This window comes from Hymenobacter tibetensis (assembly GCF_022827545.1).
In the GTDB taxonomy this organism is placed as follows: domain Bacteria; phylum Bacteroidota; class Bacteroidia; order Cytophagales; family Hymenobacteraceae; genus Hymenobacter; species Hymenobacter tibetensis.
Genome location: NZ_CP094669.1, coordinates 3,051,975 through 3,064,291, shown reverse-complemented (window position 1 = coordinate 3,064,291; position 12,317 = coordinate 3,051,975). Strand labels below are relative to the sequence as shown.

Below are 12,317 nucleotides of genomic sequence, written 5' to 3'. Positions count from 1 at the left end.
GATTACGCCCAGAACAGCAACCATGAAACAGCTACTTTTCTACTTCAGCCTGCTTGCCGCGCATACGGCCGCCGCGCAAGTACCAACCCCTGCGGCCCCGCAGAGCAAACCTATCCTGCTGGTGGGCGGCAACCTGCACGTCGGCAATGGCACGGTAGTGCCCGACGCCGCTGTGGCTTTCGACAAAGGCCGTATCACGTACGCCGGCAACCAGAGCGGCTTCACGCAGCGCGCTGGCTACGAGGTGATTGACGTGAAAGGCCAGGAAGTGTACCCCGGCCTGATTCTGCCCAATACCACGCTCGGGCTCACTGAAACCGAATCCATCCGGGCGACGGTGGACGAGCAGGAAGTGGGCAACATGAACCCCAACGTCCGCTCCCTGATTGCCTACAATACCGATTCCGACATCATCCCGACGGTACGAACCAATGGGGTGCTGCTGGCCCAGATTACGCCCCGGGGCGGCGTGCTTTCCGGCCAAAGCAGCATCGTGCAGCTCGACGCTTGGAACTGGCAGGATGCCGCCGTCCGTCCTGATGATGGTATCCATTTGAACTGGCCTTTGATGGCGCTCAAACTCAGCCCCGCCGAAGACGAAAAGGTGTTGGAAAAGCGCAACAAGGACCGCCAAGCCCAGCTGCGGGAACTAGAGCAGATGTTCACGGAAGCTTCGGCCTACAAGAACCTGGCGCCGGGCCGCCGGGAAAACCTGCGCCTGTCGGCGTTGAGCGGCCTTTTCGACGGGTCCAAAACGTTGTTTATCCATGCTGATTACGGCAAGGAAATCATCGAGGCCGTCAGCTTTGCTAAGCGCCTGGGCGTAACGAAAGTGGCCGTTATCGGGGCCCGTGACGCCTGGATGATGCTGGATTTTCTGAAGCAAAACGACATTGCGGTGGTCCTCTCGCGCACCCACGCGCTGCCTCGCCGCCCCGGCGACGACTACGATTTGCCCTATAAACTGCCCAACATGCTGCAGCAGGCTGGTATCCGCTTTTGCCTCGACTATGAGGGCAGCATGGAAACGGCCGGCTCCCGCAACCTGGCCTTTATTGCCGGCACGGCCGCTGGCCACGGCCTCACCCCCGAGCAAGCCCTAACGGCCGTAACCCTAAGCCCCGCCCGCATCCTGGGCCTCGACAAAGACTACGGCAGCCTCGAAAATGGCAAAAGCGCCACCCTCGTGGTTAGCCAGGGCGACCTGTTGGACATGCGCACCAACAACATCACCCGCGCCTACATCGACGGCCGAGCCTTCAGCCCGGAAAACAAGCAGCTATACCTGAACCGTAAGTTTCGCGGCAAATACGATATGAAGTAAGAGCTTATCCGAATAAGCCCTGTCATTCCGACGCAGGAGGAATCTGAGTGAAGCCGTTGGAGTAAATAACCCAGATTCCTCCTACGTCGAAATGACAGGGCTTCTTTCCTAATAGGTTCAAAGCTCACCTACTATCAACAACAAGGGCCGTTTCCTGTGGAAACGGCCCTTGTTGTTGATAGTAGGTGAGTTTAAGCGAGGTTATTCTACGGCACTAGCTTTTTAAAGAACGGGGTCAACTCTTGAGCCAGGATGGCGTGGTCTTCCACGTTGGGGTGGCCGCCGCAGCCACGGGCCTGCATGGGGTGAAAGAAATACAGCGCTACCGGTTGGTCGGTTGGATGCCTGGTATCGGCTTGCTGCTTGACGGCGGTGAGGCAGTTTTGGAGAGTCGTGCGGTTTTTGCCGTTGACCATGGCGCTGCTGAGCAGCGCGATTCGGACCTTGGGGTATTTGGACTTCACTAGATCTACGAATTCCACGTAGCGCCCCACGAAACTAGCCGAGTCAAAGGGCAACCGCTCTTTCTTACCGTCGCCGTTGCTGAAGTCGTTGGTGCCGAGCGCAATGCTGACCACGGTGGGCGTAACGGTGCTGAAGTTCCAGCGCTGCGGGTTGGTGGCTTGAAAATCAACCTTTTCGTAGACCTCCGGCATGGTAGGACCAAGGCTGTTCCAGTTGCGGTATATGCCAATGCCTGAAACGCTGCTTAGCACAAAGTTGGTTTTAAGGGCGCGGGCTACTCGTGGGCCATAGGCCATGTAGGCGTTGTGTTGGTCGTGGTATTGGCCGGTGCCGCAAGGCGTTTCCGACGGGTCGGCGGCGGCCCCGCACGTAATGCTGTTGCCGATAAACTCGATGACCGGCGCCTGCGGCTTCTGCAACGACTTTATGTTGTTGCCTACCACTTTCTCAATGGCAATAGCGCCCGTGTGCGCTTCGGTGGCTTTGTAGATCCAAACGGTGTGCTTGCCTGCGCCAGGAGCTGCTATAACCAAGGGTTCTTTCGAGTCGCCGGTCAGTCTGATGCGCTTCTGATATACGCCATCCAGCTCGTATTGCAGGTAATTATGGCCTTGGCCGTTGGGTAGGGAGGCAAAGACCTGGCACTGCTCGCCCTCGAAGCTAAACCCGAAATGCACCGCCGAACTGATCAGCTCCAACTGCTGGCCGTTGATGGAAGTTCGGCCATACGGCTGCAAGGAGGTTGCCGGCAGGGTGTCGGAAGTACTGGTGCCGGGCCGGGAAGGCGCACAGCTTAGGGCAGCACAGCACAGAGCTGTTAGCAGATAGGCGTTGGTTGTTTTCATAGAAGGAAGTGGCCTTTCAAGAGAAATGCGCAAGCAAGAAAGGCGCAGTATAGCGGTATCGGCCGCGCCTGCCAGCAACCAGCAAGGAGGCCGGGCGGGCAAAAATAGCATTTCGTTGCTCTCATATAGAACTAGCTAAAGAAAGGCTCCTTGTATGCCAGCACAGGTAGTTTCTTAAAAGTAAAGTTCCAGCCTCAGTAGCAGCACAATGCGCTGCTCCAAAGCTGGAACCACCGGTTGCGTGATTTCCCGGTGCGTTATACTGTTTCGGCTTTAAAGCCAGCCTCCTCTATGAGGGCTACCAGCTGATTTTCGCTTAAATCGGTTTGTACTGTCAGAATCTTATTGGGGGTTGCGGTGTCCACTTGCCAGGAGGCAATGGCTTTTTCGCCGTTCAGGGTGGGTGTAACGGCTTTTATACAGCCGCCACAGTTGATGTTGGTTTTGAAGTGGAGCGTTTTCATGAGAGTTGCGTTTGGAACCGCCCGCAGGTAGGCAGGCTATAAAGTAAACGCCCAAAAGTACCGGCGTGTGCCGCCGTAACGGTACAGGATTGCGCCTGGGACTTGCATGATTTTCAGCGGCTCCAAACACCGCCCGAACCCCGTTGCCTACACCGCAGGCTGCACGGGATTTAAGTCGGTAGGGGGTGTAAGGGGTTGGGCATCCAGCTCTTGTGGATGCGGGTCGAGGCCCTTTTCTTGGCGGGAGGCGAAGTATTGCGCCAGTGCTTTTTCCCCAACCAGCCAGAACACTACGGGTGTCACGATGATGTCGAGGAAGGTGGAGCTGAGCAGGCCGCCGAGGATAACGGTGGCTACGGGGTAGAGAATTTCCTTGCCCGGCGCATCCTTGGTCAGGGTTAAGGGCACCAAAGCCAGCGCCGCCACCAAGGCTGTCATCAGCACCGGCACCAGCCGTTCCAATGAGCCGCGCACAATCATCGGCAGGCCGAACTTTTCGCCTTCGTGCTCTACCAGATGGATGTAGTGGGAAATCATCATGATGCCGTTGCGCGAAGCAATGCCGGTGAGCGTAATGAACCCCACCAACGAGGCGATGCTGAACGTGCCGCCGGTAAGCAGCACCGCCACCACCGAGCCAATCAGCGCCAGCGGAATGTTGAGCATGATTTGGCCCACCATGTACGTGGACTTGAAGTGCGAGTACAGCACCAGAAAAATACCTGCCAACGAAAACAAGCTCAGCCACAGAATCTTCTGCGAGGCCGACTGCTGGCTCTCAAACTGCCCGCCGTAGGTGAGGTAGTAGCCCGCCGGCAACTGCACCTGCGCACTCACTTTCTGCTGAATCTCTTTTACCGTCGAGCCTAAGTCGCGCTCGGCCACGTTCAGCGAGATGGTAATGCGGCGTTGGGTGTTTTCGTGGTTGATGGTGTTGGGACCGGGCTCGTAGCTCACGTCGGCCACTTCACTTACCGGAATCAGGGCCCCGCTTGGGGTTTCTATCCGGGTCTGGCTGATGGCCGCTATGTCGTTGCGCTGCGCTTCCGGTAGCTTCACCACCAAGTCGAAGCGCTTCTGCCCGTCGAGCATCTGCGACACTACCGAGCCCTGAAACAGCGTTTCCAGGTCGCGCACCACTTCGCCGCGTTCCATGCCGTAGGCGCGCAGCGCTTGGTCGCGGGGGCGAACAAGCAGCTGCGGAATCTGCACCTGTTTCTCTACTTGCAGGTCTACCACGCCGGGCACGGTGGCTGCGGCCGCGCGCACGTCGTTGGCGTAGCGGCGCAGTTCCAGCAGGTCGTTGCCGAAAACTTTAATGGCCACCTGCGCCCGCACACCCGACAAAAGGTGGTCGAGGCGGTGCGATATGGGCTGGCCGATGTTCACGTTCACTCCGGTTATCAACGCCAGCTTGGTGCGCATGTCGGCCAGAATTTCGTCGCGGCTGCGCATGGTTTTGCCTTCTTTCTTCAACTCGGCTTCGGTCTTGAAAGCCACTTCGATTTCCGAGTTGTTGACCGACTCCGCGTGCTCGTCCAGTTCGGCGCGGCCGGTACGGCGGGCGGTGTAGGCCACTTCCGGAATCTTTAGCATCTGCTGTTCGCCCAAGGTGCCGAGCTTGTTGGATTCGGTGAGGGAGGTGCCGGCCGGGGCCGAAAAGTTGACGGTCAGGGAGCCTTCGTTGAAGGGCGGCAGAAACTCGGTGCCGAAGAAGGGCACCAGGGCGGCGGCCATCACAAACAGCAACGCCGTGGTGGAGAGAATCAGCTTGGGGTGCGCGAGGCCCCAATGCAGTAACCGCGCATCTTTTTTCTTCAGCCAACGCACCAGCCCGCCATCCGTTTCCACGTGGCTCATCTGCTTCATGCGGGGCAGCAGGTAGTAGCAGAGCACCGGCGTCACGGTCAGCGATACGAACAGCGAAGCCACGATGCTGGTGATATAGGCAATGCCGAGGGGCGCGAAAATGCGGCCTTCCATGCCTTCCAGCGCAAACAGGGGCAAAAACACCAGCACCACAATGATGGTGGCGTACACGATGGAGTTGCGCACTTCGCTGGAAGCCGAATAAATCACCTGCAATACCGGCCGGGGCTGCAGCAGCTGGCGGTTTTCGCGCAGGCGGCGGTACACGTTTTCCACGTCCACGATGGCGTCGTCCACCAGCTCGCCAATGGCGATGGCCAGGCCGCCCAGGGTCATGGTGTTGATGCTGATGCCCGCGAAGCGGAATACCAGCGCCGTTACGAGCAACGACAAGGGAATGGCTACTAGGGAGATAAACGTGGTGCGCACGTTCAGCAGAAAGGCAAACAGCACAATAACCACCAGAATGGCCCCGTCGCGCAACGCCTCTTCCACGTTGGTAATCGACGACTCGATAAACTCCGACTGCTTGAACAGGCGGGTGTTCAGCTGCACATCCTTGGGCAGTGAAGGTTTTAGCTCCACCAACGCCTTTTCCACGGCCTCCGTGAGGCCTACGGTGGCCGCGCCCGGCTGCTTCTCGATGCTGAGAATAACGGCCGGCTGGCCGTTTACGCTGCCGTCGCCGCGCTTGAAGCGGGCCCCAAAATCCACGCGGGCCACGTCCGCCACCCGTATCGGCGACTGAGCACGGTAGCCCACAATGATGTTCTCGATGTCCTGCACCGAGCGCAGGCGGCCAAGGTTGCGGATCAGCACTTCCGAGCCGTTGCGGTCGAAAAAGTTGCCGGTGGTGTTCAGGTTGGAGTTACGTAGGGCCTCTTCCACCTGCGTCACGGTCAGGCCGGTGGCGTTGAGGCGGGGCATGTCGAGAAGCACTTGGTACTGTAGGTTGTCGCCGCCGATGGGAATCACCTGAGCCACGCCGGGGATGGAGAGCAGGCGCTGGCGCACGGTGTAGTTGGCTAGCGTGCGGAGGTCGGCCGCGTTGGTTTGCTGTCCGCCCGAGAGGCCCACCAGCATAATCTGACCCATCACCGACGAAATAGGCCCCAGCACCGGCGTGATGCCCGTGGGTAGCTGCTCGCCCACGGTTTGCAGCTTCTCACTTACAATCTGGCGGGCCGTGAAAATATCGGTGCCGTAGTCGAACTCCACGAACACCATGCCCAGCCCGATAGCCGAGTTGGAGCGCACCGCCGATACGCCGGTGGCCCCGTTCAGAGCGGTTTCTACGGGCAGCGTAACAAGTGCCTCTACCTCTTCCGGCGCCATGCCCGCCGCTTCAAGGAACACAGTCACGCGCGGACGGTCCAGGTCAGGCAGCACGTCTACGGGGAGCTGGCGGGCGGTGTAGGTGCCCGCCACGAGCAGGCCCACGGCAAAAGCCAACAGTAGCAGGCGGTTTTGCAGGGCAAAGCGAATGATTTGATCGAGCATAAAGGAAGCTTTCAACGATCCACTGGATGGGCTGCAGGGGCAGCGTCAGCGTGGTTCAGTTGGGAGGAGGTGGCACCAAGGGCAGCAAGGCACCGTGCAGAGGCTATTGGTTGAGGTAGATGGATTTGAGCTGGTAGGTGCCGTTGGTCACCACCCGGTCGTTTTCGTTTACCTCGCCCTGTAGCAGCACCGTTTGCTCGCCACTAACGGCGCCGGGCTGCACGTAGCGAATGTTGAAGTGCTCGGGCGTGGTGTGCACGAACACTGCAGGCTTGCCGTTCAGGTCGGTTAGGGCCGTGGTGGGCACCACTAGTTGCTTCTGGCCCCCGCCACTCTGGCCTACCACCTGCACGTTCACCGCCTGGCCCGCGCGGTAGGCGCTGCCGGCGGTGCCATCCAACTCCAAAACCAGCTGGCGGGCTTGGTTGACGGGGTTGATGGCATTGCTGAATACCACCAACCGCGCCGGTACGCCCGCCTGGCCCTGCAACCCCTCCACTTGAAACTGCGCATCGGGGGTGATTTTCGCCAGGTCTTGGGTGAATACCTGGGCTTCCACCCGCAGCTTGCCGGGATTAAGCACGCGGAACAGCTCCTCGCCCTGATTGACCTGCTGGCCCACCGCCAAACTGAACACGTCTACGGTGCCGCTAATGGGCGACGTGATGCTGACGCGCCGCTGTTGGGCCTGCCCGTTGAGGATGGCCGCATTCTGGCGGGCTTGGCGCAGGCGAAGCTCGGCGGCTACTACATCTTTGTGGGCGGCAATGTCGGCAATGCTTTGCAGGCGGGCATAGTCTTGCTGAGCGGCCCGCAGCTCGGCCTGAGCGTTGGCCCGCTCGGTGCTGAGGCCGATTTGCTGGGTGGCATCCAGGGTTTGCTCGAGAACGGCCAGGGTCTGCCCGGCCCGTACCGGCTGCCCGACCCGGGCGGCCAAGCGAACAAGGCGGCCGGTTTGAGGCACCACAATACGGCCTTCGCCGCCTGCCGCTGCTGATACGGTGCCGTAAAGTGTGGCGCGGCTGTAGGTGTTCGAGTAGCTGGCCAGACTGGTGCGCACTTCAAATAGAAACTGGCTTTCCTTGGGCAGCACCACCTCGTTGGCGAGGGCCTGCCCGGTGTTGGCTTGCGCTTGGCCGCTGTGGTCTTCACCGTCGTGGCCCAATACCGGGGCCGGGGGCGGCAGCAACACCGCCAGCACCAGCCCGGCCGCGGCCGTAGCCGCTAGGAATTTATGCTTGCTTTTCATACACAAGAGGAGTAGGCGTGGAAACGGGCGGCTGAGGGCGTCGGCGCCACAGCAACAGGGCGGTAAGGGCCATGCCAAGAGCAAAAGCGCCTACCAGGGCCAGCAGTATTTTCCAGGAAAACACAGAGGGAGCAGTGGGCGGAGTGGCCGCTACCGGCAGCTTTTCGCCCACCTTGATGCCTTCCAGTAGCAGTAAATCGGCCTTTTCGCCGGCTATTATGTTGAGGGCGAAGCTGTAGGGCTTGTTCACTGGAAACTCGCCTTCCGCCAGATACATGCCCGGTTCCTGCTCAATTACTGCCCATTTAAGGGTGGCGTCTTCCGGGTTGGTTAAGGTCAGCTTGGCGCCTTTGATGGGCGCGTTGGTGGCGTAGTCTGAAACGAACAGGCGCAGGTCGGCGGGTTGGCCGGCGGTTAGCGGCTCGTAGCGCAAAAGCACTTCGAACTGTTCGGATAGCGCCGCCACCGAGAAAGAGGTGGCCCCCGCCGGAGTGGCGGCTTGGGCCCCGGCACCGTGGTCTTCGCCGCCGTGGGCGTGGGCGTTGCCGGCGAGCAGCAAGCCCAGCAGTAGCATTACGAGCTGTTTCATATTATTCGCCCCGCAGGTAGTTAAGTTCCACCAGGGCCTGCCGATAGTCGCGGATGGTGGTCAGGTAGGTATTCTGGATGGTAAAGGCCTGGTTCAAACTCTGAATCAACACCAGGTAGCTGATTTCCCCGGCCCGAAACAGCCGTTGGGATTGGCTGATAATGGCCGCGGCCTGGGGCACTCCCGTCTGCTCGTAGTAAGTAAGCGAAGACGAGAATTTGCGCGTGTCGGCCAGCGCCTGCTGGTACTGGGTGCTTAGCTCCAGCCGCTGGGTTTGCAGCTGGTAGCCAGCGGCTTCCGAGCGGGCCGTAGCCGCTTGCAGCTGCGAGCGGTAGGTCCAAAACCAAATGGGCAACGATACCCCAAACTGAAAGCGGTACTTCACCACCGAGTTTTCGTAGGCCTGGTTCTGGTAGCCCACCGTGAGGGCTGGGGTGCGCCGGGCCCGCACCAAGCTAATGCCGGACTGGCTAAGCTCCACATTCTGAGTGGCGTAGGCCAAAGCTGGGCTGCGTACCAGGGCGCTGCTGTCCTCGGCCGGAAGGCTGCCCAGCAGCGCGGCCCCGGTTTGAGCCAGCACAGGGCCCGTCTGGCGCAGATCGGTGCTGGTGACCAGGCCCGCGGTGGGCGTACCCAGTAGCAGGCCCAGTCGGCGCTGAGCGGCTTGCTGGTCGGCTACAGCTTGTTGCCGCTGCACCGTAATCTGGCGGGCTTCCGCGTCGGTGCTGATGCGCTGCAGGGAGGTGACTTCGCCGGCCGCAAACAGCCGCTCCGTGGCTAGCCGCAACGCTTGGTAGAGGCTATCCTGGTAGGCGAGTTGGCGCACTTGCGCTTCGGTGAATTGCAAACTCAAATACGCTAACCGCGTGTCGCGCAGGACGCTGGCACGGCTTACCTCGCGGTTGCGCTCGGCCAGCGTGATACCGGCCTGTGCCACCTGGGCCTGCCGCCGATACACGTTGGGCAGGTCGATGGTTTGTACTACGCCCGGGGCCCACCGCTCCCCCGTAGGAGCCGAAAACAGGAAGTCCGGATTGGCAGGCGCAAACGAGCCCCGCTTGAGGGCGCGTTGCTCGGCTAGTTCCTGGTCGGACTGTCGTAGGCGCGGGTGCCGCCGCAACGCCTGGGCTTCGGCACTGTCCAGGCGAACGGTGGTTTGCGCCCGTACAGGTGCCAGCGTGGCTCCGAGGAGTGCCAGCACGAGAAACCATACCCTACCAAATCCTTGTATTTCAAGGTCCTTCATACACTCAGTTTAGTAATTCGCTACCGGTTCGCCACCCGTGGTGGCTGCCGTTCTACGGTGCGGCTGGCTCGGAGCTGCCACATCCAACAACAGGGAATGCCGCCTGCGCCTTTCACGTAAGCTCCCGCCACAGATGCTGCCGCGGGAACTCCTCGGCTTACATCTTCGACGCGTTTTGGGCGTGCCAGGCTTTGAAAGCACTGATTTCTTTCTGCTGTTCCTCCACCATCTTCAGGGCCATAGCCTTGAGCTTGGTGTCGCGGCCGTGCACTAGCTCTGCCTGAGCCATGTCCACGGCACTCTGGTGGTGCACGGTCATGAGCATGTTGAAGTTCATGTCGGGGTCCGCTACTGTAGTGGGCATGTTCTTCATCATGTCGTCCATGGAGGCTTTCATCTGGGCCGTGAACGGGTCGTTGGGGTTCTGAGGATTGTAGTTGGTGGGGGCGTTGTCAAGGCGGGTAGCTACGGCTTCCAGCGCCCCAATTTCCTGTTGCTGATTGGCTTTTATCGTTGAGGCCATTTGGCGCATAGTGGCATCCTTGCCGTCGCGCAGCTCGATATCGGCCATGGCCACCGCGCCCCGGTGGTGTTCGAGCATATGGTGGGCAAAATCGTGGTCGGTGTTGCCCATCATCTTGACAGCCTCCATCTTGGCCATCATCTCGTTCATAGAAGCCACTAGGGGCGAGGTACTAGCCGCCGCGCCGTGGCTCATAGCCGAGTGGTCCATGCCAGCCATGGTGCCGGAAGCTGCGGTATCGGCGGCAGGTACTTCACTTGTGGCAGTGGTAGCAGGTGCTTTTTCGTTGTTGCAACTGGCAAGCAGCAGCCCGCCTGAGCTAAGGGCAGCGAGGATAAAAGACAAGGCTTTCATTGGAATTGCGAGGAAGTAGAGGTGAAAGAGGGAAGGCGTTGCGCCGGCTGGCTAGGCCTTCACGTTGATAGTGAAGTCGCCGGTGTGAATCTTGCCACCGTGGTTGAACTGCAGGAACACGCGGTAGAGACCGGGCTTCTCGAAATTGGTGTTGAAGCCGATACTAGGGCCCTTGTCGGCCTGCTCGTTGGGGTGCACGTGCAGGTACTGCTCGGTGTCTTCGCTGATGACCACCACGTGACCTAAGGCGCCGAGGTAGTTGTCGAGGTCGGTAACGGGTTGCCCGCCCTTAGTGATGTTGATTTTCATGCCCAGCGGCTGGCCTACGGTCAGGGCTTTATCGAACGAGAGGGTGGCCTGGTAGCCGTCCTGGTCCCACTGCATGTCGTCGTTCTTGAACTTGACGGGCGTGTAGGCCGTGCCCTTTACCGTGATGGGCTGGCGGCCTAACTGATGGCCAGCGCCAGCCGGCGTGTAATCCTGAAACAGCACGTACTCGCCGCCTTTTGGGAAGGTGTATTGCACCTTGTAGTCGCCTTGGGCAGTGTACTCGGGGTGCTCATGGTAGAACTGCCCGAGGTCTTTGCTGACGATGATGAGGTGGATTTTCTTTTCGTGCACCACAGCCAGCGGCACCGGCGCGGCTTCGTTGCCGGTTTCTTGGGGTGTGAATGCCAGCGTGGCGGGTTGGCCTGCGGTGAGCTGCGTAGGGGTGGGCACCAGCTTCATGCTATACGACTTGCCGTTCAGGACTTTGTCGGTATGCTCCAGGTTCATGCCGCACTTGGGGCACTTGTCACCGGCTTTGGTGCTGGTCACTTCGGGGTGCATGGGGCAGGAGTAAATGTGGCCTCCGGCGTGGTCGGCGGTGCCCTCAGCGGGCCCTTCGGTGGGCGTCGTGACGGTGTTGGTGGCGCTGCTCGAAGCGGAATCCGAGGAGCAGCTAGCGGTGGCAAACAAGCTGGCAAGGGCCAGCACGAAAACGGAAATGCGGTACATAAAACAGAAGTGGGGAATGAATATCCAAGGAAGCGTGCAGCCGCCTAGCACTTTGCTGCGCGTGGCGCTAGCAAGTCTGGGTACAAGGCTGGCACGCCAGCTAACCCACGCGAAGTGCGTAGCAGAGCCCACAGCAACTAGGTGCGGAAACCAACCAGCGGCGTCGCCAACTGACCTGCTTCGTGGAAAGAGAAAACCAGGAAAAGTGGGGGAGGCGCGACCAAGGCGCCAAGCGGACACGCAAAAGCAAAGGCCCACCCCAGACATAGCACAGCTATGCCGGGGCGAGCCTCAGCGCGTGATAACCATCAGACCGTCAGGGACTGAATAAAAATGCGAATGTCCGGGATTTTGGGCGGCAGATGCTCGCGGAGCACCAGCATAACCACGCCCGTACGGTCCCAATGGCCCGTTGCGGGCCGGAAAAAGAACTCGGTGCCAGCCGGCAGCAAGGCCGGGGCCGGAGTGAAGAGGTGCTTCCCCGCGGGTGCCGTCAGCGACGAGAGCAGGGATGCCGACTTGTCTTTGCAGCAGTCATGCTTCCGGGTCGAGTGGCAGGGCTTCTGCGCGTGCCGGGCTTTGTGCTGCGCTTTCTTGGAAGCCATGCCATGGCACCCCGCATGGGCGCTCTTCGTTGGCGCTACCGACTTGGCCACGGCCCCTGAAGGCGTAGCAGCCGAAGCTAGGCTCGCACACCAGCACTGTCCCACGAACACGTTGACGAAGACGACCAGGAAGGACGTCGCCAGCAAGCGTCGGAAAAGGAACAGACTACGAAACATGGTGTGCGGTAAGTAGGCGCAAAAGTAGGCTTCTCCAAAGAAATAGAAGAGCTACAGCCTCTACTAAGTTTTCAAAGAAAGAGTTTCCAACGCGGGGTGCCTGTCTGG

The 12,317-nt window shown here is 60.1% G+C and carries 10 protein-coding genes; 1 reads left to right on the top strand and 9 read right to left on the bottom strand.

All coding sequences use genetic code 11. The features are described 5' to 3' along the window. The first annotated feature begins 22 nt into the window (after positions 1 to 22). The gene (locus MTX78_RS12280) at positions 23 to 1,324 is read left to right on the top strand and encodes an amidohydrolase family protein (RefSeq protein ID WP_243794377.1); all 1,302 of its coding nucleotides are present in this window, start codon (positions 23 to 25) and stop codon (positions 1,322 to 1,324) included. Between the two features lie 206 nt (positions 1,325 to 1,530). Here the strand turns inward: MTX78_RS12280 and MTX78_RS12275 are convergent, their stop codons facing one another. The 9 genes from MTX78_RS12275 to MTX78_RS12235 all read right to left on the bottom strand — a co-directional run bounded on the left by MTX78_RS12275 (position 1,531) and on the right by MTX78_RS12235 (position 12,209). Further along, positions 1,531 to 2,634 (bottom strand): SGNH/GDSL hydrolase family protein, encoded by a 1,104-nt coding sequence (locus tag MTX78_RS12275; protein ID WP_243794374.1) that lies wholly within the window; start codon positions 2,632 to 2,634, stop codon positions 1,531 to 1,533. Between the two features lie 257 nt (positions 2,635 to 2,891). Then, positions 2,892 to 3,098: a heavy-metal-associated domain-containing protein gene (locus tag MTX78_RS12270; RefSeq protein ID WP_243794361.1), complete on the bottom strand. Its 207-nt coding sequence runs from the start codon at positions 3,096 to 3,098 to the stop codon at positions 2,892 to 2,894. Positions 3,099 to 3,245: 147 nt separating this feature from the next. After that, positions 3,246 to 6,467, bottom strand: coding sequence for an efflux RND transporter permease subunit (locus MTX78_RS12265; RefSeq protein ID WP_243794354.1), 3,222 nt, complete (start codon positions 6,465 to 6,467; stop codon positions 3,246 to 3,248). Between the two features lie 103 nt (positions 6,468 to 6,570). Further along, positions 6,571 to 7,716, bottom strand: coding sequence for an efflux RND transporter periplasmic adaptor subunit (locus MTX78_RS12260; RefSeq protein WP_243794341.1), 1,146 nt, complete (start codon positions 7,714 to 7,716; stop codon positions 6,571 to 6,573). Further along, positions 7,700 to 8,305: a hypothetical protein gene (locus MTX78_RS12255; RefSeq protein WP_243794338.1), complete on the bottom strand. Its 606-nt coding sequence runs from the start codon at positions 8,303 to 8,305 to the stop codon at positions 7,700 to 7,702. Before MTX78_RS12255 ends, MTX78_RS12260 begins: the two co-directional genes overlap by 17 nt. Position 8,306: 1 nt before the next feature. Next, entirely contained in the window at positions 8,307 to 9,551 is a 1,245-nt protein-coding gene (locus MTX78_RS12250) for a TolC family protein (RefSeq protein WP_243794336.1), read from the bottom strand. A 157-nt stretch (positions 9,552 to 9,708) separates the two neighbouring features. Next, positions 9,709 to 10,428: a DUF305 domain-containing protein gene (locus MTX78_RS12245; protein ID WP_243794333.1), complete on the bottom strand. Its 720-nt coding sequence runs from the start codon at positions 10,426 to 10,428 to the stop codon at positions 9,709 to 9,711. 51 nt (positions 10,429 to 10,479) lie between these two features. After that, positions 10,480 to 11,427 (bottom strand): heavy metal-binding domain-containing protein, encoded by a 948-nt coding sequence (locus MTX78_RS12240; RefSeq protein ID WP_243794331.1) that lies wholly within the window; start codon positions 11,425 to 11,427, stop codon positions 10,480 to 10,482. Positions 11,428 to 11,735: 308 nt separating this feature from the next. Continuing rightward, on the bottom strand, positions 11,736 to 12,209 hold the full coding sequence (locus MTX78_RS12235) for a hypothetical protein (RefSeq protein ID WP_243794329.1): 474 nt from the start codon (positions 12,207 to 12,209) through the stop codon (positions 11,736 to 11,738). Positions 12,210 to 12,317: the final 108 nt, after the last annotated feature.

What these genes read in the sequence shown, in the direction of transcription:
- MTX78_RS12265 (WP_243794354.1), bottom strand. Translation starts at nt 6,467, where the DNA reads ATGCTCGATCAAATCATTCGCTTTGCCCTGCAAAACCGCCTGCTACTG.
- MTX78_RS12245 (WP_243794333.1), bottom strand. Translation starts at nt 10,428, where the DNA reads ATGAAAGCCTTGTCTTTTATCCTCGCTGCCCTTAGCTCAGGCGGGCTG.
- MTX78_RS12280 (WP_243794377.1), top strand. Translation starts at nt 23, where the DNA reads ATGAAACAGCTACTTTTCTACTTCAGCCTGCTTGCCGCGCATACGGCC.
- MTX78_RS12235 (WP_243794329.1), bottom strand. Translation starts at nt 12,209, where the DNA reads ATGTTTCGTAGTCTGTTCCTTTTCCGACGCTTGCTGGCGACGTCCTTC.
- MTX78_RS12270 (WP_243794361.1), bottom strand. Translation starts at nt 3,098, where the DNA reads ATGAAAACGCTCCACTTCAAAACCAACATCAACTGTGGCGGCTGTATA.
- MTX78_RS12255 (WP_243794338.1), bottom strand. Translation starts at nt 8,305, where the DNA reads ATGAAACAGCTCGTAATGCTACTGCTGGGCTTGCTGCTCGCCGGCAAC.
- MTX78_RS12240 (WP_243794331.1), bottom strand. Translation starts at nt 11,427, where the DNA reads ATGTACCGCATTTCCGTTTTCGTGCTGGCCCTTGCCAGCTTGTTTGCC.
- MTX78_RS12275 (WP_243794374.1), bottom strand. Translation starts at nt 2,634, where the DNA reads ATGAAAACAACCAACGCCTATCTGCTAACAGCTCTGTGCTGTGCTGCC.
- MTX78_RS12250 (WP_243794336.1), bottom strand. Translation starts at nt 9,551, where the DNA reads ATGAAGGACCTTGAAATACAAGGATTTGGTAGGGTATGGTTTCTCGTG.
- MTX78_RS12260 (WP_243794341.1), bottom strand. Translation starts at nt 7,716, where the DNA reads ATGAAAAGCAAGCATAAATTCCTAGCGGCTACGGCCGCGGCCGGGCTG.